Annotated in this window: 24 protein-coding genes; 17 read left to right on the plus strand and 7 right to left on the minus strand. The window is 65.5% G+C overall.

What is annotated here, in order from left to right; translation table 11 throughout:
- The first annotated feature begins 45 nt into the window (after nt 1-45).
- Nucleotides 46-930, plus strand: coding sequence for a phosphonate ABC transporter, permease protein PhnE (phnE, locus tag CK489_RS19060; protein ID WP_095733301.1), 885 nt, complete (start codon nt 46-48; stop codon nt 928-930).
- The gene (gene phnE, locus CK489_RS19065; protein WP_095733302.1) at nt 927-1,775 is read left to right on the plus strand and encodes a phosphonate ABC transporter, permease protein PhnE; all 849 of its coding nucleotides are present in this window, start codon (nt 927-929) and stop codon (nt 1,773-1,775) included. Before phnE (CK489_RS19060) ends, phnE (CK489_RS19065) begins: the two co-directional genes overlap by 4 nt.
- Nucleotides 1,776-1,956: 181 nt before the next feature.
- Here phnE (CK489_RS19065) and phnF read toward each other — a convergent pair whose 3' ends face one another.
- Nucleotides 1,957-2,682, minus strand: coding sequence for a phosphonate metabolism transcriptional regulator PhnF (gene phnF, locus CK489_RS19070; RefSeq protein WP_050627652.1), 726 nt, complete (start codon nt 2,680-2,682; stop codon nt 1,957-1,959).
- 104 nt (nt 2,683-2,786) lie between these two features.
- On the opposite strand from phnF, the gene phnG reads away from it, so the two are divergent.
- Genes phnG through CK489_RS19115 form a run of 9 tightly spaced genes read left to right on the plus strand, consistent with a single transcriptional unit; the run spans nt 2,787 to nt 9,760 of the window.
- Nucleotides 2,787-3,257 carry a phosphonate C-P lyase system protein PhnG gene (phnG, locus tag CK489_RS19075; protein WP_094193865.1) on the plus strand — a complete coding sequence of 157 codons (471 nt, stop codon included), beginning with the start codon at nt 2,787-2,789 and terminating at the stop codon, nt 3,255-3,257.
- Between the two features lie 4 nt (nt 3,258-3,261).
- Complete coding sequence (gene phnH / locus CK489_RS19080; RefSeq protein ID WP_198960958.1) at nt 3,262-3,870, plus strand: phosphonate C-P lyase system protein PhnH; 609 nt, start codon at nt 3,262-3,264, stop codon at nt 3,868-3,870.
- A gap of 3 nt (nt 3,871-3,873) precedes the next feature.
- Complete coding sequence (locus CK489_RS19085) at nt 3,874-4,977, plus strand: carbon-phosphorus lyase complex subunit (protein WP_095733304.1); 1,104 nt, start codon at nt 3,874-3,876, stop codon at nt 4,975-4,977.
- On the plus strand, nt 4,974-5,858 hold the full coding sequence (locus CK489_RS19090; protein ID WP_050627649.1) for an alpha-D-ribose 1-methylphosphonate 5-phosphate C-P-lyase PhnJ: 885 nt from the start codon (nt 4,974-4,976) through the stop codon (nt 5,856-5,858). Before CK489_RS19085 ends, CK489_RS19090 begins: the two co-directional genes overlap by 4 nt.
- A complete protein-coding gene (gene phnK / locus CK489_RS19095) occupies nt 5,851-6,648 on the plus strand; it encodes a phosphonate C-P lyase system protein PhnK (RefSeq protein ID WP_095733305.1) in 798 nt (265 codons plus the stop codon). Before CK489_RS19090 ends, phnK begins: the two co-directional genes overlap by 8 nt.
- An 8-nt stretch (nt 6,649-6,656) precedes the next feature.
- Nucleotides 6,657-7,355, plus strand: coding sequence for a phosphonate C-P lyase system protein PhnL (gene phnL, locus CK489_RS19100; protein ID WP_050627647.1), 699 nt, complete (start codon nt 6,657-6,659; stop codon nt 7,353-7,355).
- Nucleotides 7,356-7,368: 13 nt separating this feature from the next.
- Nucleotides 7,369-8,523 (plus strand): alpha-D-ribose 1-methylphosphonate 5-triphosphate diphosphatase, encoded by a 1,155-nt coding sequence (locus CK489_RS19105; protein ID WP_050627646.1) that lies wholly within the window; start codon nt 7,369-7,371, stop codon nt 8,521-8,523.
- On the plus strand, nt 8,520-9,113 hold the full coding sequence (gene phnN, locus CK489_RS19110) for a phosphonate metabolism protein/1,5-bisphosphokinase (PRPP-forming) PhnN (RefSeq protein ID WP_095733306.1): 594 nt from the start codon (nt 8,520-8,522) through the stop codon (nt 9,111-9,113). Before CK489_RS19105 ends, phnN begins: the two co-directional genes overlap by 4 nt.
- A 35-nt stretch (nt 9,114-9,148) precedes the next feature.
- The gene (locus tag CK489_RS19115; RefSeq protein WP_095733307.1) at nt 9,149-9,760 is read left to right on the plus strand and encodes a pyridoxamine 5'-phosphate oxidase family protein; all 612 of its coding nucleotides are present in this window, start codon (nt 9,149-9,151) and stop codon (nt 9,758-9,760) included.
- A 191-nt stretch (nt 9,761-9,951) separates the two neighbouring features.
- On the opposite strand, the gene CK489_RS19120 is transcribed toward CK489_RS19115, so the two are convergent.
- Nucleotides 9,952-10,551, minus strand: a complete 600-nt coding sequence (locus CK489_RS19120) for a TetR/AcrR family transcriptional regulator (protein WP_095733308.1) — start codon at nt 10,549-10,551, stop codon at nt 9,952-9,954.
- A gap of 204 nt (nt 10,552-10,755) precedes the next feature.
- Here CK489_RS19120 and CK489_RS19125 point away from each other — a divergent pair, with 204 nt between their 5' ends.
- Both CK489_RS19125 and CK489_RS19130 read left to right on the plus strand, forming a co-directional pair.
- Complete coding sequence (locus CK489_RS19125) at nt 10,756-12,000, plus strand: efflux RND transporter periplasmic adaptor subunit (protein ID WP_050630894.1); 1,245 nt, start codon at nt 10,756-10,758, stop codon at nt 11,998-12,000.
- 23 nt (nt 12,001-12,023) lie between these two features.
- Complete coding sequence (locus tag CK489_RS19130) at nt 12,024-15,206, plus strand: efflux RND transporter permease subunit (protein ID WP_095733309.1); 3,183 nt, start codon at nt 12,024-12,026, stop codon at nt 15,204-15,206.
- Nucleotides 15,207-15,243: 37 nt separating this feature from the next.
- Here the strand turns inward: CK489_RS19130 and CK489_RS19135 are convergent, their stop codons facing one another.
- The 4 genes from CK489_RS19135 to CK489_RS19150 all read right to left on the minus strand — a co-directional run bounded on the left by CK489_RS19135 (nt 15,244) and on the right by CK489_RS19150 (nt 18,046).
- Entirely contained in the window at nt 15,244-15,462 is a 219-nt protein-coding gene (locus CK489_RS19135) for a hypothetical protein (protein WP_050423097.1), read from the minus strand.
- 216 nt (nt 15,463-15,678) lie between these two features.
- Nucleotides 15,679-16,479, minus strand: coding sequence for an SDR family NAD(P)-dependent oxidoreductase (locus tag CK489_RS19140; protein ID WP_050630896.1), 801 nt, complete (start codon nt 16,477-16,479; stop codon nt 15,679-15,681).
- 1 nt (nt 16,480) lies between these two features.
- A complete protein-coding gene (locus CK489_RS19145) occupies nt 16,481-17,035 on the minus strand; it encodes a carboxymuconolactone decarboxylase family protein (protein WP_095733310.1) in 555 nt (184 codons plus the stop codon).
- Between the two features lie 60 nt (nt 17,036-17,095).
- Nucleotides 17,096-18,046 (minus strand): hotdog family protein, encoded by a 951-nt coding sequence (locus CK489_RS19150; RefSeq protein WP_095733311.1) that lies wholly within the window; start codon nt 18,044-18,046, stop codon nt 17,096-17,098.
- A gap of 224 nt (nt 18,047-18,270) precedes the next feature.
- On the opposite strand from CK489_RS19150, the gene CK489_RS19155 reads away from it, so the two are divergent.
- The 4 genes from CK489_RS19155 (at nt 18,271) to CK489_RS19170 (ending at nt 25,195) form a co-directional block, all read left to right on the plus strand.
- Entirely contained in the window at nt 18,271-21,744 is a 3,474-nt protein-coding gene (locus CK489_RS19155) for an indolepyruvate ferredoxin oxidoreductase family protein (protein ID WP_095733312.1), read from the plus strand.
- Between the two features lie 145 nt (nt 21,745-21,889).
- Complete coding sequence (locus tag CK489_RS19160) at nt 21,890-22,315, plus strand: hypothetical protein (RefSeq protein WP_245350461.1); 426 nt, start codon at nt 21,890-21,892, stop codon at nt 22,313-22,315.
- Nucleotides 22,316-22,626: 311 nt separating this feature from the next.
- The gene (locus tag CK489_RS19165) at nt 22,627-24,207 is read left to right on the plus strand and encodes an alkaline phosphatase D family protein (protein ID WP_095733313.1); all 1,581 of its coding nucleotides are present in this window, start codon (nt 22,627-22,629) and stop codon (nt 24,205-24,207) included.
- Between the two features lie 169 nt (nt 24,208-24,376).
- On the plus strand, nt 24,377-25,195 hold the full coding sequence (locus CK489_RS19170) for an aldo/keto reductase (RefSeq protein ID WP_095733314.1): 819 nt from the start codon (nt 24,377-24,379) through the stop codon (nt 25,193-25,195).
- An 85-nt stretch (nt 25,196-25,280) separates the two neighbouring features.
- On the opposite strand, the gene CK489_RS19175 is transcribed toward CK489_RS19170, so the two are convergent.
- The gene (locus CK489_RS19175) at nt 25,281-25,496 is read right to left on the minus strand and encodes a hypothetical protein (protein WP_050630900.1); all 216 of its coding nucleotides are present in this window, start codon (nt 25,494-25,496) and stop codon (nt 25,281-25,283) included.
- Nucleotides 25,497-25,629: the final 133 nt, after the last annotated feature.

Genomic DNA, 25,629 nt, shown 5'->3' on the forward strand with positions numbered 1-25,629 from the left:
ACCCGGCCCTTTTCGTTCCTCCCTCGAGCAGACTGGCCCGCATCGATGGCGACCGCCATATCCATCCTTCCAGCGCAGCAACTGGCGACGCTGAACGATGCCTATCGCAAGGCGGTTGCGCGCAAGCGGCTGAAGGCGACGGTGGCGACCGCGGTGTTCTGCGCGGCACTGTTCATCGCCGCGCTCGGCGCCGAAGTGAACCTGCACACGTTCTTCACCTATTTCGGCAACTTCCTCAGCTATTTCGACCGCATCCTGACGCTGGACTCCGGTGCGCGGGTCTGGACCGACCCGCTGGAATGGTTCTGGGGGCTGAAGAAGTGGCTGCGCCTGCTCGGCGAGACGCTGCTGATCAGTTACGTCGGCACCCTGACCGGTGCGGTGTTCGCCTTTATGCTGAATTTCTTTGCCGCCCAGAACACCTCGCCGGGACCGTGGGTGCGCTTCATCATCCGCCGGCTGCTAGAATTCGCCCGCACAGTGCCCGGCATCGTGTTCGCGCTGATCTTCGTGATCGCGTTCGGCCTCGGGCCGATGGCCGGCGTGCTGGCGATCGCGATCCACACCACCGGCGCGCTCGGAAAGCTGTTTGCCGAGATCGTCGAGAATGCCGACATGAAGCCGGTCGAGGGCATCCGCTCCACCGGCGCCAGCTGGCTGTCCTGCATGCGCTTTGCCATCCTGCCGCAGGTCTCGGCGGGCTACGCCAGCTACGCGCTGCTGCGCTTCGAGATCAACGTCCGCGAAGCGTCGGTGATGGGCTTCGTCGGCGCCGGCGGCATCGGGCAGGAGCTCGTGGTCGCGATCCGCAAGTTCTACTATTCCGACGTCAGCGCCATCCTCGTCACCATCATCGTCACCGTCTTCATCATCGACATCTCGACCGGCTGGCTGCGCGGCCGGCTGTTCGGCAAGGAGACCCGCCGATGAGCCAGATGCCGAAACCGGACACCGCTGAGTTGCGCGGAAAATACCCCGGCGTGTTCGAACGTCCGGCGTCGGCGCGGCTGGCAATGCCGGCCATGATCGCCGCAGCGCTCGCGATCTTCGTCTACGGCCTGGTCGATCTCGACTTCTCGCCGACCAAGCTGATCACCGGGATGAGCCAGCTCGGCTGGATCACCATGATGATGATCCCGCCGAACCCCGGCTCATCGTTCCCGCTCTACATGCAGGCGCTCGGCGAGACGCTGTCGATCGCGCTGCTCGGCACCACGCTCGCAGCGCTGTTCGCGCTGCCGGTCAGCCTGCTGGCGGCGCGCAACATCATCCCGTCCAACCTGATCCGCTTTCCGGTGCGCCGTTTCCTGGACTCGATCCGCGGCGTCGATACGCTGATCTGGGCGCTGGTCTGGATCAACGTCGTCGGCCTCGGCCCGTTCGCCGGCGTGCTGGCGATCATGGTCTCCGACTTCGGCGCGTTCGGAAAGCTGTTCTCGGAGGCAATCGAGGCGGCGGACCGCAAGCAGGTCGAGGGTATCCGTGCCTCTGGCGGCAATGCGCTGCATGAGATCCGGTTCGGACTGCTGCCGCAGGTGCTGCCGGTCATCGCAGGCCAGGTGCTCTACTTCATCGAATCGAACACCCGTTCGGCCACCATCATCGGCATCGTCGGCGCCGGCGGCATCGGCTTGCAGCTCGCCGAGCAGATCCGCGTGCTGGAATGGCAGAAGGTGTCGTTCCTGATCCTGATGATCCTGATCGCGGTCGCCGCGATCGACTTCATCTCCAGCAAGCTGCGCTTTGCCATCATCGGCCAGCGGGCGGTAGCATAGCTTCTCCTTTCGCCTCTCCCGGCGTGCGGCTGCCGCCATTGCGCGCAGCCAAAATAACGAAAACAACCCCATGCAAAGGAGCCGGCGGTCGCCGGCATTCGACAAGGCAACTTGACGCGTCGGGCAACTCAGGGATAGATTTCCAGTATTCCGAAATCGTGCGGAGCGAGCGCGTATGCCGTCAGCCGTTCTCGACCAGGAACTCCATGCGCTCGGCGGCGAAGCGCGAGCGCTTGGTCACCAGCGGCTGGTCCAGCATATCGACGTCGGTCGCGTCGACCACCAGCACCGGCCGTCCCAGCGGCAAATCAAGCCGCGCGGCGTCGGTCGCATCGACAATGGCCGCGGTGATCCGGGTCGACGCGCGGTGGTAATCCTTCACGCCGTAATGCGCGAGCAGCTTGGTCATCGAGTGGACGTTGGCGAACACGCTGCCGGCATCGGGAAACCGCTCGGCCGACAGCCAGGTGGTGGAAACGCAGATCGGCGTCCGGTCGGCGAGCCGCACCGCTTCGATCCGGATCAGCGGGGCGCCGATCTTCAGGCCGAGCTCGCGCGCGATCTCGCGGTTGGCAATATCCTCGCCGGCATCGATCAGCTGGCCGCGCGGCTCGTGACCGCCGGCGCCGACGATTTCGGAAAATCGCGTGCGTGAGCGCAAGGGATAGGCCAGGCGCTGAGCTTCGACATAGGTGCCGCTGCCGCGCTCGGCGCGCACCAGGCCGCGCTCGGCCAGTGCGGCGAGCGCGCGCCGCACCGTGTGGCGGTTGACCCGGTACGTCTCCGCGATCTCCATCTCGCCCGGCAGCTTTTCGCCGGCGGCAAAGCGGCCGTCAGCGATGCCGCGCTCGATGCCGTCGGCAACTTGCCGCCACAAGGCGACGCCGGAACTTTCCTGCATGCTCATCGCGCGGTGATACCAGAAATCTTCGGCTTGTCACGAAACAGTCATGGCGCTCGGCTATCAAGTTGTCTATTATCATAGACAACTTGACGCACGCAAGGTTGCACATGAGTTCGACCAGTTCGACCGGACCAAACAGCAAGCAGGCCCAGCGCAAGGCTGCGATGACGGTGCTCGCGCACTCGGCCGCTGCCGACATCGCAGGCCGGCTGGCGGCGATCGCGATCCCAAAGCACGAGAACCTGCGCGAGCCGGAGAACGGCCTCGTGATGCTGCGCGGCCGGGTCGGCGGCGACGGCGCGCCGTTCAATCTCGGCGAAGCGACGGTGTCGCGCGCGGCGGTGCGGCTTGCGAGCGGCGAGGTCGGCTTCGGCTACACGCTCGGCCGTGACGCCGAGAAGGCGCGGATGATCGCGCTGTGCGACGCCATGGTGCAGTCGGCGGAATTGTCCGGCGAGGTGGAGGCCAAGGTGATCGCGCCGCTGCGTGCCGCTGTGGATGCCGAGCGCAGCCGCAAGGCGGCTGAGACCGCGGCGACGCGGGTCGATTTCTACACGATGGTGCGCGGTGAGGGATGATGCAATGACGACGATTGCCGAAATGCCCGCAGGCTTTGCCGACAAGGTGCTGTCGGCGCAATCAACGTTCCGCTCCGTGATGGATGCTATGGCGCGCCCGGGCAGCGTGCAGCGCGTCGCCGCTGATGTCGGAACGCCGGCCGGCTTGATGCGCGGTTCGGCCGCGATTGCGCTGACGCTGTTCGATCACGACACGCCGATCTGGCTCGACGCCGCGATGTCGGCGACGCCGGACGTCGCGCGATGGCTGAAATTTCACGCCAGCGCGCCGGTGATCGCGGATTCCTCGATCGCGAGCTTCGCGCTGATCGGCGATGCCGCGAACCTGCCGGCGCTGGAGCGCTTCGCGTTCGGCAGCAGCGAATATCCGGACCGGTCGACCACGCTGATCCTGCAGGTCGACAGCCTGACCCAGGGGCCGGCCTTCGAGCTGAAGGGACCGGGCATCGACGGCAGCGCGGTGCTGCAGGCGATGATCAAGCCGCGCGACCTGTTCCAGCGGCTGTCGATCAACGAAGCCCTGTTCCCGCGCGGCATCGATGTCGTGCTGGTCCATGACGACAAGATTGTCGCGATTCCGCGCACCACGCGGCTGATCGCAAGCGGAGTGTGAGCGATGTATGTAGCCGTCAAGGGAGGCGAGCGCGCCATCGAGAACGCTCATCGGCTGCTGGCGCATGAACGGCGCGGCGATCGCGATGTGCCCGAGGTGACGCTGGCGCAGATCTCCGAGCAGCTCGCGCTCGGGGTCGATCGCGTGATGACCGAAGGCTCGCTGTACGACCGCGAGCTTGCGGCGCTCGCGATCAAGCAGGCGCGCGGCGACTTGATCGAGGCGATCTTCCTGGTGCGCGCCTTCCGCGCTACGCTGCCGCGGTTCGGCGCCACCGAGCCGGTCAATACCGGCGAGATGCAGGTGCGGCGACGCATCTCCTCGACCTTCAAGGACGTTCCGGGCGGCCAGATCCTGGGGCCGACCTTCGACTACACCCACCGTCTGCTCGATCCGCAGCTCGCGGAAGGCTTCGTGCCGGAGCAGCCGATGACGGCGGAGGCCTCGCAGGCGGCCACGCCGCGGGTCACCGACATTCTCGGCCGCGACGGCCTGATCGAGACGTCGCCGCAGGCAGAAAGCGACGCGCCGGTCGGCGACCTCACGCGCGAGCCGCTGAGCTTCCCGGCCGATCGCGACCTGCGGCTGCAGAACCTGGCGCGCGGCGACGAAGGCTTCCTGCTTGCGCTCGGCTATTCGACGCAGCGCGGCTACGGCCGCAATCATCCGTTCGCCGGCGAGATCCGCTTCGGCGAGGTCGAGGTCGAGTTCTTCGCCGAGGATGCAGGCTTCGCCGTGCCGCTCGGCTCGATCGAGCTGACCGAGTGCCAGATGGTCAACCAGTTCAAGGGCTCGACCACCGAGGCGCCGTGCTTCACCCGCGGCTATGGTCTCGCCTTCGGGCAGAGCGAGCGCAAGACCATGTCGATGGCGCTGGTCGACCGTGCGCTCCGTGCGCGGGAGCTCGGCGAGGAGGCGGGGGCGCCGGCGCAGGACGAGGAATTCGTGATGTCGCACTCCGACAATGTTCAGTCGACCGGCTTCGTCGAACATCTCAAGCTGCCGCACTACGTCGACTTCCAGTCCGAACTCGGCCTGCTGCGCAAGCTGCGGCAGGAGTTCGCGGAGGCCAATCAGGCGGTCGAACTGCAGGAGGCCGCGGAATGAACGCGCCGGCATACAATTTCGCCTATCTCGACGAGCAGACCAAGCGGATGATCCGCCGCGCGATTCTGAAGGCGATCGCGATCCCCGGCTATCAGGTGCCGTTCGCGAGCCGCGAGATGCCGATGCCCTATGGCTGGGGCACCGGCGGCGTGCAGGTGACGGCGGCGATCCTCGGTCCCGACGACGTGCTGAAGGTGATCGACCAGGGCTCCGACGACACCACCAACGCGATCTCGATCCGCAAGTTCTTCGGCAAGACCGCGGGAGTCGCGACCACGACCTCGACGACCGATGCGACCGTGATCCAGACCCGGCACCGCATTCCCGAGGCGACGCTGCATGCGGGGCAGGTGATGGTCTATCAGGTGCCGATCCCCGAGCCGCTGCGCTTCCTCGAGCCGCGCGAGACCGAGACGCGGCGCATGCATGCGCTCGCTGAATACGGCTTGATGCATGTCAAGCTGTACGAGGACATCGCGCGCTTCGGCCACATCGCGACCGCCTACGCCTATCCGGTGAAGGTGAATGCGCGCTATGTGATGGACCCGTCGCCGACGCCGAAATTCGACAACCCGAAGATGGACAATTGCGCGGCGCTGCAGTTGTTCGGCGCCGGACGCGAGAAGCGCATCTACGCGATCCCGCCTTACACCACGGTGGTCTCGCTGGACTTCGAGGATCATCCGTTCACGCGCTACCGCTTCAACGCGCCCTGCGCGCTGTGCGGCGCCGACAATTCCTATCTCGACGAGATTGTCACCGACGACAAGGGCGGCCGGATGTTCGTCTGCTCCGATACCGACTTCTGCGAGCAGCGCCAGGCCGCCGGGCATCATGGCACCGAGAGCGCGGCACCGCACAAGGAGAAGGCGCATGTCTGAGCTTTCGAGCCCCGACAACGACCAGCCGCTGCTGGTGGCCGAAGGACTTGCCAAGAATTACGGCCGGCTGCCGGCCTGCCGCGATGTCTCGTTCGCGCTCTATCCCGGCGAGGTGTTGGCGATCGTCGGCGAATCCGGTTCGGGCAAGTCGACGCTGCTGCAGCTGCTCTCCGCGCAGCTCGCGCCGAGCGCGGGCCGCGTCTCCTACCGGATGCGCGACGGCGTGCTGCGCGATCTGGCCGAGCTCGGCGAGGCGGAGCGGCGCTTCTTGTTCCGTACCGACTGGGGTTTTGTGCATCAGGATCCGGCGCAGGGATTGCGCATGGGCGTCTCGGCCGGCGCCAATGTCGGCGAACGGCTGATGGCGGTCGGCTGGAATCACTACGGTCGTATCAGAGACACCGCGTCGACCTGGCTGGATCGGGTCGAGATCGATGTCGGCCGCATCGACGATGCGCCGAAGACCTATTCCGGCGGCATGCGACAGCGGCTTCAGATCGCGCGCAACCTCGTCACCGAGCCGCGGCTGGTGTTCATGGACGAGCCGACCGGCGGCCTCGACGTCTCGGTGCAGGCGCGCCTGCTCGACTTGATGCGCAACCTCGTCAGCGAGCTCGGCCTTGCCGCGATCGTCGTGACCCACGACCTTGCCGTCGCGCGCCTGCTGTCGCATCGCGTGATGGTGATGAAGGGCGGTCGCGTCATCGAGACCGGCCTCACCGACCAGGTGCTCGACGATCCGCGCGAGCCCTATACCCAGCTGCTCGTTTCCTCGATTCTGCCGCCATGAGCTTGCCAATGACCGCGATGATCGAACTTGCCAACGCCGAGAAGACTTTCACCATGCATCTGCAGGGCGGCGTCGAGCTGCCCGTGGTGCGCGGCGTCTCGTTCCACGCCGATCCCGGCGAATGCGTGGTGCTGTCGGGCCCGTCGGGCGCCGGCAAATCCTCGATCCTGAAGATGATCTTCGGCAATTATCGCTGCGACAGCGGCCGAATCGGCATCCGCCACCACGGCAAGGTGATCGACCTTGCGACCGCCGAGCCGCGCCAGGTGCTGAGCATCCGCCGCTCGACCATCGGCTATGTCAGCCAGTTCCTGCGCGCCGTGCCCCGGGTGGCGACCATCGACGTCGTCGCCGAACCCCTGATCGTCAATGGCGTGGCGCGCGAGGAAGCCCGCGAGCGCGCAGGGAAGCTGCTGCGCCGGCTCAACATTCCGGAGCGGCTCTGGTCCCTGCCGCCCTCGACCTTCTCCGGCGGCGAGCAGCAGCGCGTCAACATCGCGCGCGGCTTCATCTCGGACCTGCCGATCCTGCTGCTGGACGAGCCGACCGCTTCGCTCGATGCGGCGAATCGCGCAGTGGTGGTCGAGCTGATTGCGGAGAAAAAGACCAGGGGCGTCGCGATGGTCGCGATTGTCCATGACGACGAAATCCGTCATCTGATTGCCGATCGCATCGTCGATGTGACCTCGTTCGCTGCTGCTGCCTGAAGGACCGTTTGAAATGACTGCCAAGCAAGACACCATCATCGGCAACGCTCGGCTGGTCCTCGCCGATCGCGTGATCGAGCAGGGCTGGGTGGCTATCGTTGACGGCAAGATCGCGGAGTTCGGCGAGGGCAGGGCGCCCGAGGCCGCCGAGGATGCCGGCGGCGACCTCGTGATGCCCGGGCTGATCGAGCTGCACACCGACCATCTCGAGATGCACTACGTGCCGCGGCCCAAGGTGTTCTGGAACCCGGTCGCTGCCGTGATTTCCTATGACGGGCAGCTCGCGACCTCAGGCATCACCACGGTGCTGGACTCGCTGCGGGTCTGGCGCGAGGACGGCGCGGAGGATGTCGACGGCCGCGCCGGCGTGCTGGCGGCGGCGATCTCGGCGGCGCGCGAGGAGAATCTGTTGCGGGCCGATCACTTCCTGCATCTGCGCTGCGAGGTGCCGATGCCTGACGTCGTCGCCGAGGCCAAGGAGCTGATCGACCGGCCGGATGTGCGGCTGATGTCGCTGATGGATCATACGCCGGGCCAACGCCAGTTCCGCGACGAGGTCAAGCTGCGCGATTACTACCGCGGCAAGGGCGGCGGCATGACCGACGCCCAGCTCGACGTGCTGTTCGCGCGGCGCTTCGCCTATCAGAAGGAATATGCCGTTGCGAACACCCGCGCGATCGTCGCGTTGGCCCATGAGTACAAGATCCCGCTGGCAAGCCACGACGACACCACCGACGAGAACGTGGTCGACGCCGTCAACGACAGGGTCGCGGTCGCGGAATTCCCGACCACGATGGAAGCCGCGCGGGGCTTGCACGCCGCCGGCATCGACATCCTGATGGGTGCGCCGAACGTGGTGCGCGGCGGCTCGCATTCCGGCAACATCGCCGCCGTCGATCTCGCCAATGAGGGCATGCTCGATATCCTGTCGTCGGACTACATTCCGTCGAGCCTGTTGATGGCGGCGCTGCAACTGCCGCGGCATGTGCCGGCGATCGACCTTGCCTCCGCCGTGCGCACCGTGACCAAGACGCCGGCCGAAGCGGTCGGCCTGTCCGATCGTGGCGAGATCGCGGTCGGCCGGCGCGCCGATCTGATCCGCGTGCACGTCGCGCGTGACCTGCCGGTGGTGCGCAGCGTCTGGCGCGAAGGGGGGAGGGTCGCGTGACCGAAGCGTCCGTGATCGCCGAGCAGCGCGCTGCGATCGGGCCGGGCCGGTTGATCCTGGTGGTCGGACCGAGCGGCGCCGGCAAGGATACGCTGCTTGGGCTGGCGAAAGCGGCCTGCGCCGATGATCGCGACGTCGTGTTTCCGCGCCGCTTGATCACCCGCCAGGCCTCGGCGTCGGAAGACAATGAGGAGATCGGCGCGGAGGCTTTCCAGCAAGCGGCTGCCGCCGGCGACTACGCCATGCACTGGGAAGCGCATGGCCATCGCTATGCGCTGTCGCGGGCCATCAACGACGATATCCGCGCCGGACGTACCGTGATCGCCAACGTCTCGCGCATGGTGATCGCGGCCGCCCGCCGCAACTATGCCAGTGCCGTTGTGGTGCTGGTCACGGCGCCGCCGGACGTGCTGGCCGCCCGGCTCTCGATGCGGGCGCGCAGCAGCGACGGCCTGCTCGCGCAGCGGCTGGCCCGCACCGTCGACGAGAGCACCTCGACGCCCGATTTCACCATCGTCAATTCCGGCACCGCCGAGTATCACGCGCGACAGCTCGTCCGCATCATCAAGGGCGAACGCTGGGACGAGTGACAGCACACGAGTGGCCACAAAGGAGAACAGCACTGATGTCGGTGATCTCTACGATCGAGCAGCTTGAGGCGATCTACGGTTTCCCGAACGACGCGTCGACCGTGAAGGTCGCCGATCACGTGACGCCGCTCTATCGTGTGCTCATCGAGAAATCACCGTTCGTGTCGCTGGCGACCTCCGGCCCCGAAGGGCTCGATTGCTCGCCGCGCGGTGACCTGCCGGGCTTCGTGCGCATCCATGATGCGAAGACGCTGATGATGCCGGATCGCCGCGGCAATAATCGCTGCGATTCGCTGCGCAACATCGTGCGCGATCCCCGCGTCGGGCTGCTGTTCCTGATCCCGGGATCGGGCAGCACGTTGCGCGTCAACGGCCGCGCCTTCATTACGGCCGAGCCGGAGCTGCTGGCCTCCTTCATGATGGAAGGCAAGGCGCCGCGCACTGTCATCGTGATGAATGTGGAGGAGATCTACTTCCAGTGCGCCCGCGCGATCGTGCGCTCCGACCTCTGGAATCCGGACAAGCGAATCGATCCGGCAACCCTGCCGACGCCGGGCCAGATCCTTGCCGAGATGAGCGAGCACACGGTCGGCGGCGAGAAGTACGATCGGGAATGGCCGGAGCGCGCGCGGCAGACGATGTGGTGATGTCTTGTCTCCCTCGCCCCGCTTTTGCGGGGAGAGGGTCGGGGTGAGGGGTCGTGCCGCGATGACGGTGAGCGTGAGATATGCGGTGAGTCCCCCTCACCCGAATTCGAGCTGCGCTCGAATTCGACCTCTCCCCGCAAGCGGGGCGAGGTGACTTACGACGGCTGCGCCGAAATTCTTGCTGAAGCGGCTCAGCCCTTGGTCTGCTCCTCGAACGCCTTCAGCGACACCGCCGCGATCTCACGCAGCGTCTCGCGGTTCGCGCCCGACGAGGCCATCACGCACATGCCCGATGTCACCGCGGAGAGAAAGCGCGCAAGCGTGGCCGGATCGACGCTCTCGCCGAGGTCACCGTCGGCCTTGGCGCGGACAAAGCGTTCGCGCAGCTGGTCCTCGGTGCGGGTGCGACGCGCCGCCAGCTCGAACGGAACGTTCTCCGAGCCGGTGCCGCAGGCAAGGCCGCCCTGGACCAGCAGGCAGCCGGGCGGGTTGGCGGGGTCGGTCTGGGCGTCCGCATGCTCCATCAGAAATCGTTCGGCCACCTCGTGCGCGGTCGGGGAACTGACCACCCGGTCCATCCAGGCGTCGCGCTTTTCGGTGTAACGGTCGAGCGCGGCCTTGAGCAGGCCTTCCTTGCTGCCGAAGGCGGCATACAGGCTCGGAGGATTGATGCTCATCGCCTCGGTGAGCTGCGCGATCGTCGCGCCCTCGTATCCGTGGCGCCAGAACACGTCCATGGCCCGGTCCAAAGCGGCGTCCGCGTCGAAGGCGCGGGGGCGTCCCATTCCCATTTTTCGTTGCTCCGTAAGCGGGGGGCCGTTTCTGTGACGGACTGTCCCTAGCTTATCCTCTTGTTGCACCAGTAGTTTTTCCGCGGCTTCCCATTTCCCCATGAATGAGATAATAATTTCATAGTGTCTGATACATAAGTATCTTGCGAACCGGCGTCCAGCTCCACATCTGTAGCGAACACTACAGATCTCTGGAGCGCGTGAATGCCCTCGTCAACCCAAAATCCCCGTTCCGGCCGTTTCCGACGCGTCGTCGGCGGCGTCGTGATCCTGGGCGCCGTGGCCGCCGCCGGTTCGATCGCGACCGGCCATTATTTCCATGCCGCGCAGGCGACCGCCACCGCCGCCGCGCCCGAACCGGCAGTTCCGGTGACTGTCGCCGTGATCCAGCCGCGGCCGACCACCCTGTTCGATGACTTCTCGGGCCGGCTCGAGGCCGTCGACCGCGTCCAGCTCCGGCCGCGGGTCGCTGGCGCGATCCTTTCGACCAATTTCACCGAGGGCGCGCTGGTGAAGTCCGGCGACATCCTGTTCAAGATCGATCCTGCGCCCTACGCGGCCGAGGTCGATCGCGCCCAGGCCCAGCTCGAGGCGGCCAAGGCCCGCGTCGTGTTCACCACGAGCGAGGTCGAGCGCGGCGCGCAGCTGGTCGGCAACAACATCGTCACCAAGCGCGATTTCGACCAGCGCGACAACGCCAATCGCGAGGCGATCGCCAACGTCAAGGCGGCTGAAGCCGCGCTGCAGACCGCAAAGCTCAATCTCGACTACACCGAGGTCCGCGCACCGGTCGATGGCCGGGTCGGCCGGATCGAGGTCACCGTCGGCAATCTCGTCGCCGCGGGTACATCGTCGCCGGTCCTGACCTCGCTGGTCTCGGTCAATCCGATCTATGCGAGCTTCGATGCCGACGAGGAAGTCGTGCTGCGCGCGCTGAACTCGATCGCGGATGCCTCCGGCAAGCGCGGCAATCTGGACCAGATCCCGGTCGACATGGTCACCTCGGGCGGCCTCAGCGCCAAGGGGCATATCCAGCTCATCGACAACCAGGTCAACGGCCAGAGTGGCACGATCCGAGTCCGTGCCGTGTTCAAGAACGACGACGGCCGCCTGATCCCCGGACAGTTCGCCCGCGTGCGCATGGGCCAGCCCAAGCAGCAGACCCTGGTGTTGATCGACGAACGCGCCGTCGGCACCGACCAAGACAAGAAGTTCGTTATGCTGGTCGGCGACGACAGCCGCGCGGTCTATCGCTCCGTCACGCTTGGCGGCGCGGTCGATGGCCTGCGGATCGTCACCGCCGGCCTGAAATCCGGCGACCGCATCGTCGTCAACGGCCTGCAGCGCGTGCGTCCCGGCGCACTTCTGAAGATGGAAGTCGCCGAGATGGGCGCGCGCGGCATGCAGCAGGCATCCACTGAAACCAACCAGCACGTCGTGCAGCGCTAGGCGCTGCGCGCGGGGGCGGAGCCATGAATCTCTCAAAATTCTTCATCGACCGGCCGATCTTTGCCGGCGTGCTATCGATCCTGATCTTCCTGGCGGGCCTGATCTCGCTGGTGGCGATGCCGATCTCGGAATATCCCGATGTGGTGCCGCCGTCGGTCGTGGTGCGCGCGACCTATCCCGGCGCCAATCCGAAGGTGATCGCCGAGACGGTGGCAACGCCGATCGAGGAGCAGATCAACGGCGTCGAGGGCATGCTCTATATGTCGAGCCAGGCGACCACCGACGGCGCGATGACGCTGACGGTGACATTCCGGCTCGGCACTGACCCCGACAAGGCGACCCAGCTGGTGCAGAACCGCGTGCAGCAGGCCGAGCCGCGCCTGCCGGCGGTGGTCCGCCAGCTCGGCATCATCACCAAGAAAAGCTCGCCCGACCTCACCATGGTCGTGCATCTGCTGTCGCCGAACAATCGCTACGACATGACGTATCTGCGCAATTACGCAGTGCTCAACGTCAAGGACCGGCTGGCACGGATCGACGGCGTCGGCGACGTCCAGCTCTATGGCGCCGGCGACTATTCGATGCGGGTCTGGGTCGATCCGCAGAAGGCCGCCGAGCATTCGCTGACCGCGAGCGACGTCGTGCGCGCGATCCAGGCCCAGAACGTCGAGGCCGCGGCCGGCGTGGTCGGCTCCTCGCCCAGCGTCAAGGGCATCGACCTCCAGCTCTCCGTCAACGCGGAAGGACGGCTGTCGACCGAGGAGCAGTTTGGCGACATCGTGGTGAAGACCGGCTCCGCCGGCGAGGTGGTGCGGCTGCGTGATGTTGCCCGGATCGAGCTCGGCGCCTCCGAATACGGCCTGCGTTCGTTGCTCGACAACAAGCAGGCGGTCGCGATCCCGATCTTCCAGGCGCCTGGTTCGAACGCGCTGGAAATCTCTGATCATGTCCGCGCGACGATGGCCGAGATCAAGAAGAACATGCCGGAAGGCGTGTCGTACCAGATCGTCTACGATCCCACCCAGTTCGTGCGCTCGTCGATCGAGGCCGTCATCCATACGCTGCTCGAGGCGATCGCGCTCGTCGTGCTGGTCGTGATCCTGTTCCTGCAGACCTGGCGCGCCTCGATCATTCCGCTGATCGCGGTTCCAGTGTCGATCGTCGGCACCTTCGCGGTGATGCACGTGTTCGGCTTCTCGATCAACGCGCTCAGCCTGTTCGGCCTGGTGCTGGCGATCGGCATCGTGGTCGACGACGCCATCGTGGTGGTCGAGAACGTCGAGCGCAACATCGAGTCCGGCCTGTCGCCGCGCGACGCCACCAACCAGGCAATGCGCGAAGTGTCCGGCCCGATCATCGCGATCGCGCTGGTGCTGATCGCTGTGTTCGTGCCGCTCGCCTTCATCTCCGGCCTCACCGGACAGTTCTACAAGCAGTTCGCGCTGACGATCGCGATCTCGACCGTGATCTCGGCGATCAACTCGCTGACGCTTTCGCCGGCGCTGTCGGCACTGCTTCTGAAGGGCCATCACGAGCCGAAGGACTGGCTGACCCGGGTCATGGAGAGGTCGCTGGGCTGGTTCTTCCGCGGCTTCAACAAGGTGTTCACCAAGTCGTCCGCGAACTACGGCCGTACCGTCACCAAGGTGATCTATGGCAAGGCCGTCGTGATCGGTCTCTATGTGCTGTTGATCGGCGTGACCGGCGTGCTGTTCAAGCAGGTGCCGAGCGGCTTCGTGCCGGGCCAGGACAAGCAATACCTGGTCGGCTTTGCGCGGTTGCCTGATGGCGCCACGCTCGACCGCACCGAGGAAGTGATCCGCAAGATGAGCGAGATCGCGCTGACCCAGCCGGGCGTCGAAAGCTCGGTGGCGTTCCCGGGCCTGTCGATCTCCGGCTTCACCAACTCCTCCAACGCCGGCATCGTGTTCTCGACCTTGAAACCGTTCGACGAGCGCAAGGATCCCTCGCTGAGCGGTCCGGCGATCGCGGCGGCGTTGAACAAGAAATATGCCGGCATCCAGGATGCCTTCATCGCGATGTTCCCGCCGCCGCCGGTCAACGGCCTCGGCACCATCGGCGGCTTCAAGCTGCAGATCGAGGACCGCGCCGGCCTCGGCTATGAGGCGTTGAACGACGCCACCAAGGCGTTCATGACCGCGATGCAGAAGGCGCCGGAGATCGCCGGCGTGTTCTCGAGCTTCCAGGTCAACGTGCCGCAGCTGTTCGCCGACATCGACCGCACCAAGGCGTTGCAGCTCGGCGTGCCGGTCACCGAAGTCTTCAACACCCTGCAGATCTATCTCGGCTCCTACTATGTCAACGACTTCAACAAATTCGGCCGCACCTATTCGGTCTATGTGCAGGCCGACGCGCCGTTCCGCGCGCGTGCCGACGACATCAGGCAGTTGAAGGTGCGCTCGTCGTCGGGCGACATGGTGCCGCTGTCGGCCTTGCTGAAGGTCCGCCAAAGCGCGGGGCCGGAGCGCGCGATTCGCTACAACGGCTTCCTGTCGTCTGATATCAACGCCGCTGCCGCGCCGGGCTATTCCTCCGGCCAGGCGCAGGAGGCAGCGACGCGGATCGCGGCCGAAGTATTGCCGCCGGGCTTTGCCTTCGAATGGACCGACCTGACCTATCAGGAGTTCATCGCCGGCAATTCCGGGATCTGGGTGTTCCCGCTCGCGATCCTGCTGGTGTTCCTTGTGCTGGCCGCGCTCTATGAGAGCCTGGCGCTGCCGCTGTCGATCATCATGATCGTGCCGATGGGCCTGTTGGCGGCGATGTTCGGGGTCTGGCTGTCGAAGGGCGACAACAACGTCTTCACCCAGATCGGCCTGATCGTGCTGGTGGGCCTGTCGGCCAAGAACGCCATCTTGATCGTCGAATTCGCGCGCGAGCTCGAATTCGCCGGACGCTCGCCGATCAGAGCGGCGATCGAGGCCAGCCGGCTGCGGTTGCGGCCGATCCTGATGACGTCGATGGCGTTCATCATGGGTGTGTTGCCGCTGGTGCTGTCGACCGGTGCGGGCTCGGAGATGCGGCGCGCGATGGGTGTCGCGGTGTTCTCCGGCATGATCGGCGTCACGGTGTTCGGCCTGTTCCTGACGCCGGTGTTCTATGTGCTGTTGCGCACGCTCACCGGCATGAAGCCGCTGACGCAGCACGGCGAGGCGACGATCCCCGGAAAGGCACACGCGGCATGATGCCGCGTGTGTAACCTTTGTCTCATACTGCAAGAGGTCAGGCTGCGATATCGAGCAGCAGAAGTGACGAACCGCGGACCAGCACCTTGCGGCCCGCGGGCGTCAGCTCAAACGCGTCGCCTCGTACAGCGACATAACCGAGCGTGATCAGGCTTTCGACGGCAAACCGGTTCAAACGTGAAGGGTTTGCTGCGGGAGCCCGCAGCGCTTTCAGCGCATCCCACTGATCGGGTCTGAGTTCGAATTCTTCGCTCATTGGTCCAGGCACTCCGGAAGTTCTTGGCGTGCGAGATACAGAGCGCAGATGAATTTCGTGCGACCACAACGAGTCAGGATTTCGATTTATGTGGACGCGCCGTCACATCGCCGTGTCATTGGAATACTTCAATTTTTTCGAATCATTGCGGCGCAACAACGCGTGATTTCGTCACAGAGATTAATCCCGAATTGTCACACAGGTTAATCGTCTCGATTAACCGCGCCGCACGCTTGCGCCGCCATCGACCGGCAACGTGACACCGGTCACGAAATTCGCTTCATCGGACGCGAGAAATAGTGCGGCATTCGCGACATCCCAGCCGGTGCCCATCTTGTGACGCAGCGGCACCTTGCTGTCGCGCTCGGCCTCGACCTCGGCGCGGCTCTTCTTGAATTCGCGGGCGCGCGTATCGACGGCCATCGGCGTGTTCATCAATCCGGGCAGGATCACGTTTGCGCGAATGCCATATTGCGCATTCTGGTAGGCGAGCTGTTCGGTGAAGGCGATCATCGCCGACTTGGTCGCCTTGTAGGCGACGTAAGGGTAGGTCGTGATCGCGGCCATCGACGAGATGTTGATGATCGAGCCGCTCTGCTGCTGGCGCATGATCGGGATCACGTGCTTGGCGGCGAGGATGCAGCTCTTCAGATTAATCGCCACGCAGCGGTCGAATGCTTCCTCTGATATGTCGAGCAACTCGGCATCGCCGCCGGAGAGGCTGACGCCGACATTGTTGTGCAGGATATCGACGCTGCCCCAGCGGCCATGCGCATCCGCCACCATCGCCTTGATGTCGGAATTCTTGGTGACGTCGGCCTTGAAGGCAACCGACGTGCCGCCCTTGGCCACGATCAGATCGACGGTCTCTTGCGCCGAATCCAGGTTGTGATCGACGCACAGTACCTTTGCGCCTTCGCGCGCGAAGGTCAGCGCGGTGGCGCGGCCGTTGCCGATGCCCTCGCCGGGGCTTTGGCCGGCGCCGACGACGATGGCGACGCGATCTTGCAGGCGCATGTCACTTCACTCCCGGGATCGGGTACTGCTGCAGTACCTCTTTGTAGCTGGGTTCATTGTCGATCTGCATGGTGGCGAGCACCCGCACGACTGCGCAGTAGAATGCGATGGTCAACACCAGGTCGGTCATGTGCTCGTCGGAGAGATGTTGCTTGATCTCGGCGAAGGTCGCCTCCGACATCGCGAGCTCGCGCACCATCTCGCGGGCGCCCCTGAGGATCGCTCTTGCCAGCGGCTCGAGCTGCGACGGCTTGCCGTCGGTTTCCGCGATCAGGCCCTTGATGTCCTCATCGGTGACGCCGAACTCCTTGCCGATCTTCACATGGTGGGTGAATTCGTACTCGGACTTCTCCAGCCAGCCGACCTGCAGGATCGCGAGCTCGCGCAGCCGCGGGTCGAGCTTGCTCTTGAAGCGGATATAGCCGCCGATGCCGTTGAAGGCCCGCGCCATGTCCGGCGAGTTCACCAGCAGCTTGTGCAGATTGGTGTTGCGCTTGAGCATGTCGCGATACTCAGCTGCGACCTGGTCGGCTTCGAGATAGGGCAGGCGGGCCATTGTTGTTGTCCTTGGTTCGGCGGCTTGCAATATTAGCGTTGTCTGGCGGCGGCTGTCGCTTCAGCCGTAGAGGGCTTTGTGTTCGCTGGCGTAGTTGGCGTAGGAGTCCTTCATGCTGGCGCCGTTGAGCAGCATGGTCGCGACCACGGCGTTGTCGGCATCGTATACGGTCGAGCGCACCCACATGCTTTCGGTGCGCTTGCTGCCGGAGAGCGCCACGACCTCGCGCTCGACCCAATAGGTCTCGCCCGGGAACAGCGGCCCGCGCAGCAGCCGGATCTCCTGATCGGCGAACAGCCCGACGGCCGGGCCGCGGACCGGCAGCCTGTCCTCGCGCGCACGGTACTGGAACAGCACGCTCAGCATCTCCATCGGGATGACGGCGCGGCCCCAGGGATTGTGCTCCAGCGAATAATAGTCCGACGGCTCGGTGATCACCTTGAGCTTGTCGGTCAGCGAGAACGGGTAGAGATCGCCCATGTTCTGGTCGAAATCCATCTTGATGGCCTGCCGCGGCGTCTTCATGCCGACCTTGATGTCGGCGAGGATCACCGGATCGGTCAGCGGCTTCAATTCGCCGAGCCGGTGGCTCAGCGCGGTCTCGCTGCCATCGCCGTCGATCGAGGCGGTGCCGCGCAGGATCTCGGTGCCGTCGCGCTTGATCATGCCGATCGCGCAAACGGTCTGGCCCGGCTTCGGCTTCTCGATCTGGGCCTGCACCTCTTCGCCCTCGAATACCGGATTGCGGTAGTGCGCCGACAGGCACCCGGTCATGAACCAGGCGCGGCCCCAGATCCGCTCGCACAGCGGCGCGAACTGGCTGAAATGGGTCGGTCCCTCGATGGTGCCGCCGCGGAAGCCGAGCTTCTGCGCGGTTGCGTCGTCGTGGATCGACGCGTGGGAGTCGTAGGTCTGGGCCTGCAGCATCTGCTTCGGGCTGCGCCAGGGACCCACCAGCAGATCGCCATTCTCCACGATTTCCGTCGTGAACGCGGATTCGACTTTAATCATCCTTGGTCTCCCTTTGCGCGCCACCGTTTCAAAGATGCCGGGGTTCGGCAAGCCTCGCAGAGCAGCAGGGCCTCGCAGAGCAACAACACCGCACAACGAGATATGTGCTGCGACCATGGAAACGGGGCTGTTGATGCATAACAAAATCAGTGCATGCTGATGCATGATCATGGACAGACAATGAGACCGGTTCGGACCGGCGTGGCTGACTGACGGGGAAACTGATGGCGTTGATGGACGTTGGACTGGACGACAAGTACCGGTTGGACACGAAGCGAATCTTCCTCTCCGGTACCCAGGCTCTGGTCCGATTGCCCATGTTGCAGCGCGAACGCGATCGCGCGCACGGGCTGAACACCGCCGGGTTCATCTCCGGTTACCGCGGCTCGCCGCTCGGCATGTACGACCACGCGCTGTGGCGGGCGAAATCGTTCCTCAAAGAGCATGACATCGCCTTCGTTCCCGGCCTCAACGAGGACCTGGCGGCGACCGCGGTGTGGGGCAGCCAGCAGGTCGGCATGTTCCCCGGGGCCAAGGTCGATGGCGTGTTCGGCATCTGGTACGGCAAGGGGCCCGGCGTCGACCGCTCGCTCGACGCGCTCAAGCACGCCAATTCCGCCGGCACCTCGCCGAATGGCGGCGTGATCGCGCTCGCCGGCGACGACCATGGCTGCCAGTCCTCGACGCTTGCGCACCAGAGCGAGCAGGTGTTCGCCTCGGCGCTGATGCCGGTGGTCAATCCGGCGACGCTGCAGGACTATCTCGATCTCGGCATTCTCGGCTTTGCGCTGTCGCGATATTCCGGCTGCTGGGTCGGCTTCAAGGCGATCTCCGAGACGGTGGAGAGCTCGGCCTCGATCGTCAGCGATCCCGATCGCATCAAGATCATCATGCCCGACGATTTCGAGATGCCGCCCGGCGGCCTCTCGATCCGCTGGCCGGATCCGCCGCTCGAAGCCGAACGCAGGCTGCACGGGCCCAAGATGGAGGCGGTCGCGGCCTTCGCCCGCGCCAACCGGTTCGACCGCATCGTGCTGGATTCAAAGCCGGCGCGGCTCGGCATCATGGCGACCGGCAAGGCCTATCTGGACCTGCGCCAGGCGCTCGCCGATCTCGGCATCACCGATGCCGAGGCGCAGGACCTCGGTTTGCGCATCTACAAGGTGGCGTTGACCTGGCCGCTGGAAGCCAACGGCGCGCGCGCCTTCGCGGAAGGCTTGCAGGACGTGCTGGTCGTCGAGGAGAAGCGCGGCTTCATCGAGGACCAGCTGGTTCGCATCCTCTACAACATGGACGCATCGAAGCGTCCCTCTGTGGTTGGCAAGCGCGACGAAAGCGGCGCACCGCTGCTGCCGAGCGAGGGCGAACTGACGCCGACCATGGTCGCGGCCGCCGTCGTCGCGCGGCTGCGTAAGCTCGGTCACCGCAGCCCGCTGCTGGAGCAGCGCCTCGCCAAACTCGAGGCGTTCGATCGCCCGGCCGAGGGCACCGGCGCCGCGAAGCTGGCGCGCACGCCGTATTTCTGCTCGGGGTGCCCGCACAATTCGTCGACCAAGATCCCCGAGGGCAGCCGTGCCATGGCCGGGATCGGCTGTCACGGCATGGCGCTGTCGGTGCCGAACCGCAACACCCAGACCATCTCACATATGGGCGCAGAGGGCGTGAGCTGGATCGGGCAGGCGCCGTTCACCAGCGAACAGCATGTGTTCCAGAATCTCGGCGACGGCACCTACACGCATTCCGGTTTGCTGGCGCTGCGCGCGGCGGCTGCGGCCGGCGTCAACATCACCTACAAGATCCTCTACAACGACGCGGTCGCGATGACCGGCGGCCAGCCCGCCGAAGGCGGCTTCACCGTGTCGCAGATCGCGCATCAGGTCTGGGCCGAGGGCACCAGGAAGCTCGCGATCGTCTCCGACGATCCCGACAAATATCCTGCCAATTACTTCCCGTCCGGGGCCACCATCCATCATCGCCGCGAGCTCGACGCCGTGCAGCGCACCTTGCGCGAGATCGAGGGCCTCACCGTCCTGATCTACGACCAGACCTGTGCCGCCGAAAAGCGCCGCCGCCGCAAGCGCGGGCTGTTTCCCGATCCAGCCAAGCGCGTCTTCATCAATGAACGGGTCTGCGAAGGTTGCGGCGACTGTTCGGTGGCGTCGAACTGCGTCTCGGTGCAGCCGCTGGAGACCGAGCTCGGCCGCAAGCGCCGCATCGACCAGTCGAACTGCAACAAGGATTTCTCCTGCATCGAGGGCTTCTGCCCGAGCTTCGTGATGGTGCAGGACCCGAAGCTGCGCAAGGCGGACCGTACGGCCGCTGATCCCAAGGCGCTGTTCGCCGACCTGCCGAACCCGCCTGCGGCGGCCCTGAGCGCGCCCTACAACATCCTGATCACGGGCATCGGCGGCACCGGCGTCATCACCATCGGCGCGCTGCTCGGCATGGCCGCGCATGTCGAGGGGCTCGCCTGCTCGACGCTCGACTTCACCGGCCTGTCGCAGAAGAACGGCGCTGTCATGAGCCATGTCCGGCTGGCGCCGGCGTCCGACATGCTGACCACGGTCCGCATCGCGCCCGGCAATGCCAACCTGATCCTGGGCTGCGACCTCGTTGTCGCCACCAGCGTGCCGGCACTGAGCCGTGCCGAGCGTGGCGTCACCCGCGCCGTCGTCAACGCCGACCTGCTGCCGACCGCAAGCTTCGTGATCGACCCCGATATCGATTTCGAGGCCAGCTCGATGCGCGACGCGCTGAACGGCGCGGTGCGGCCTGACGATCTCGACATCCTTGATGCCACGGGACTGGCGACCGCGCTGATGGGCGACAGCATCGCCACCAACGCGTTCATGCTCGGCTTCGCGTTCCAGCGCGGCGCGATCCCGCTGTCGCTGGAGGCGATCCTGAAGGCGATCGAGCTCAACGGCGCGGCGATCGAGATGAACAAGACCGCGTTCTCGTGGGGCCGGCTTGCCGCGCACGATCTGCAACGCGTGGTCAGCGCTGCGCGCTTCAAGAGCGCAGGTTCCGCGCCGGCCAAGAAGACGCTCGACGAGGCGATCGCGTTCCGCGCCAAATTCCTCACCGACTATCAGGACGCGGCCTACGCCAAACGCTATCTCGACGATGTCGCGCGCGTCCGCGCGGCCGAGACCGCGGCGGCGCCGGGCTCGCAGGACCTGACCGAGGCGTTTGCGAAAGGCCTGTTCAAGCTGATGGCCTACAAGGACGAATACGAGGTCGCGCGGCTCTATTCCGACGGCGAGTTTACGAAGGCCCTGCGGGAGCAGTTCGAGGGCAATTCCGGCTTGAAGGTGCTGCTGGCGCCGCCGCTGCTGGCGCAACGCGATCCCGTCACCGGGCGCTTGCAGAAGCGCGAGTTCGGGCCGTGGATCTTCAAGGCGTTCGGCCTGCTCGCGGGGTTGAAGGGCCTGCGCGGCACCGCGTTCGACATCTTCGGCTACACCGCCGAGCGCAAGATGGAGCGCGCCTTGCCGGTGGAGTATTCGGCGATGATCCTGCGTCATCTCGGCGGCAACAAGCCGCTCGACCTGCCGCGCCTCGTGGCGCTGGCCAAGGCTGCGGACCTCGTCCGCGGCTATGGCCACATCAAGGAAGGCAACGTCGCCCGCTACCGCACCGAATGCGCGCGGCTGGAGCGCGCGATCGGCCAGCCGCTGGCGCAGGCGGCTGAATAGGCCAGGGCGGGGGCAGCGGGAACTTTCCGCTGTTCCCGTGGTTGACCGGTAACCCTGCCCGCAATCAGCGGCTGGAATCGCGCGGCCGGGTTCCTACATGATGGCTGTTCTGTTCGAGTGATTTCAGGAGGCCCTTTTGACGGTCCTGAAAAGCGTTTTCGTTGCAACAGTTTGTACCGCGTCCTTGGCTCTGGCCGGCGTGGCGTTGGCCGACGACTATCGTCCGAGCGAGTTCTTCAGCCTCGATCTCTCCCGGGCCGTGCTGTCGCCGAAGCCGCTCGGCCCGCCCGCGCAGTTCGAGCCGCTTCCGGTCGAAGCGAAGACCGACCACGGGCCGGATCAGCATGCAGCCGCCGAGCCCAAGGTCGAGGAGCCGACGGTCGAGCAGCAGAAGCCCTTGTGGACCACCCGGGTTACCGCGCCGCAAGAGCGGAAGCGTGCCGCTACGCACGTTCCCGCCCGCGCCAAGCTCGCGCGGCGACACTCGAACCCGCTCGACGCGGAAGCCCGCGACACCCGGATCCAGACCTGGCCGTGCCGGACCGGCGGCATCTGCAACTGGCAGCGGTGAGAGTCGGCGCTCTCGCGCCGATCTCCACGTACATCCCGCCAGTACCCAAACCCGTCATCCCTGAGGTGCGAGCGGAGCGAGCCTCGAAGGATGAATCGGCCACGAGCGCGGCCGTGCATCCCTCGAGACGCGCGCAAGAGCGCGCTCCTCGGGATGACGGGTCTAGCTTTCCGGGCGCTGTGGCTCCGATCGCCGCTCCCCGCTGAGTCATCCCGCCGTCGCAAAACCGTCGGCGGAGAGTCAAGAAACTGTAAGCCCGGAGTCAAACGGCGCAGGCAAAACCCTCGTCAGGATATGGCGAAGGTTACGGGATGCCGACAGCGATCTCCGCGAGGCGGCGAGGCCTCACAAGGCGTCAGCTTCTGGTGCGCTCGGCGTCCACGGCCGCGCTGGCGGGATTGGGCGCGCTGGCGAGACCCTATCTCAGCCGCGCGGCGGATCGGCCCGCGATCGCGGGCATCCAGTCCGGCGACATCGCCACCGATTCCGCCGTGATCTGGGCCCGCACTGACCGCGCCGCGCGGATGCAGATCGAATGCGCTTCCGTCGAAAACTTCGCCACCATCCTGCGCACCGCGTGCGCCGATGCGCTGCCCGAGCGCGACTTCACCGCGAAACTCCTGCTCGATGATCTGCCGCCGGGCCAGGACCTGTTCTATCGCGTGCGTTTCGAGGATCGCGACGGCGTTGCCGGTGAGAGCCGCGTCGGGCACTTCCGCACCGCGCCGCTCGATCGCCGCTCAGTCTCCTTCGTCTGGTCCGGTGACGTCGTCGGGCAGGGCTGGGGCATCGACCCTGCGCGCGGCGGTCTGCGCAGCTACCACACCATGCTGAACGAGCGCCCGGATTTCTTCATCCACTCCGGCGATCACATCTACGCCGATTGCACCGTGCCGGCGGAGCAGAAGCTGCCGAACGGCGAGGTCTGGCGCAACATCGTCACCGCGGAGAAATCCGTCGTCGCGCGCAGCCTCGAGGAGTTTCGCGGCAACTACAAATACAACTGGCTCGACGAGAATTTCCGCGCCTTCCACGCCGAAGTGCCGATGTTTGCGCAATGGGACGACCATGAGGTGGCCGACGACTGGTCGCCGATCGGCACCGCCGATTCGACCGGCTACGACGCGGACGGCAGCTCGCGCCTGGTGGCGCGGGCGCGCCGTGCCTTCCATGAATTCATGCCGATGCGGCTGATGCCGGAGCGCGACGGCCGGGTCTATCGCAAGATCCCTTATGGGCCGCTGCTCGACGTCTTCATCATCGACATGCGCTCCTACCGCGATTCGAGCTGGAACAAGCAGGGCGATCCGGACCAGGCCTTCATTCTCGGCGAGGGCCAGCTTGCCTGGCTGAAGCGGGAGCTGGTGGCGTCGGACGCGATCTGGAAGGTGATCGCGGCCGACCTGCCGATCGGGCTCGTCAGCCTCGATGCCGTCGCGCTCGGCGACGGGCCGCCCGAGCGGCGCGAGCACGAGATTGCCGATCTCTTGTCCTTCATGAAGCGCGCCGGCGTCCGCAACACGGTGTGGCTCACCGCCGACATGCACTACACCGCCGCGCATCACTATGATCCGAACCGGGCGGTGTTCCAGGAGTTCGAGCCGTTCTGGGAATTCGTTTCCGGCCCGCTGCATGCCGGCACCTGGTCGCCCGGCGAGCTCGACAACACCTTTGGCCCGAAGGCGATGTACCAGAAGGGCTGCTCGGCCGAGCAGGGCGACAACCTCGCGCCGTGCTTCGGCCTGCAATTCTTCGGCCGCGTCGACATCGACGGCAAGACCGGCGTGATGAAGGTGACGCTGAAGGACGTCGACAACCACGATCTCTGGTCGGTCGACATCGAGCCGCGGCCGGACGCGCGGCCCGGCCAGATCCTGGCGCAGCACATCTAGATCCGTCCCTCATCCCGTCGCGACATCTTGATTGCGGGGTGCCTTGCCCGACGGACCGGTTTGCGGGCAGACTGTCGCCTGGCAGTTCTGCCAATTTCATTCCTTACAGCCGATTTGCTGGCGTGACGTCGTCGATTTCCTCGGCGTCCCACGCGTCAGGAGCTATCCCATGGAAAATCTGCAAATACAGGGCATCAGCCTGCCGCAGCTCGGGCTCGGCACCTTCCGCATGCAGGGCGATGTCTGCCGTGCGGCGGTCGAGAGCGCGCTTGGGCTCGGTTACCGACACATCGACACCGCCGAGATGTACGCCAATGAAGAGGCGATCGGACAGGCGATAGCGGCTTCGAAGATCGCGCGCAAGGACCTGCATGTGACCACCAAGGTCTGGCACGAGAACCTGGCGCCGGATGCGATCCGCAAGGCGTTCGACGCCAGCCTGAACAAGCTGCGGCTCGATCACGTCGATCTCTATCTGGTGCATTGGCCGTCGCGGAACATGAAGCTGCCTGCCGTGTTCGAGACGCTGATGCGGCTGAAGGAAGAGGGCTGCACCCGCGCGATCGGCGTCGCCAATTTCACCACTGCGCTGCTCAAGACCGTGGTCGAGGACATCAAGGCGCCGATCGCCTGTAATCAGATCGAGTATCACGCGATGCTGGACCAGACGCCGGTGCGGAAATATCTTGCCGCGAAATCGATCCCGCTGGTGGCCTATTGTCCGCTGGCGCAGGGCCGTTTCGCGACCGACGAGACATTGGCGAAGATCGGCCGCAAGCATGGTGCGACCGCGGCGCAGGTGGCGCTGAAATGGCTGCTCGATCAGGACGGCGTTGCGGCGATCCCGAAAGCCTCGCGCGCAGAAAGCCAGCAGGCCAATCTCGATGCGCTGAAGGTCGAACTCGATGCCGACGACCGCAAGGCGATCGCCGCGCTGCCCAAGGACATGCGCTGCGTCAATCCGGGCTTTGCGCCGGCGTGGGATTGAGCCGTCGACCATCCGACGCAGATGTTGAAAAAGAAAATGGCTCCGTAAGGAGCCATTTTCCGTTGTGTCGGTCTCTTGTCGGCGGTTAGTAGCGGTCGCGCCGGATCACGACGGTGCGGTCATGGTCGTGATGCCAGCCGCGATGCCAACCACGGTCGTGGCGCATCTCGGCGCGCGCGCCCCAGCCACGATCCCAGTGATGGTGGCCGCGCTTGATCACGACGGTCTCGGCGCTCGCGATCGACGGAACGGCCACTGCAAGCGTACCAATCGCCGCAAGAACAAAACCAATCTTTTTCATTTCATCCTCCTCAAATGATGCGAGGAAGCAACCGGGCAGGCATCGAAACGTTCCTCAGGAACCGGCGGAGTTTTCTGAACGGTTGTTCAGGCGGACTTGCCTAACCACCGGGTCCGACGCATCATCGCGCCAT

This window comes from Bradyrhizobium sp. UFLA03-84, assembly GCF_002289535.1.
In the GTDB taxonomy this organism is placed as follows: domain Bacteria; phylum Pseudomonadota; class Alphaproteobacteria; order Rhizobiales; family Xanthobacteraceae; genus Bradyrhizobium; species Bradyrhizobium viridifuturi.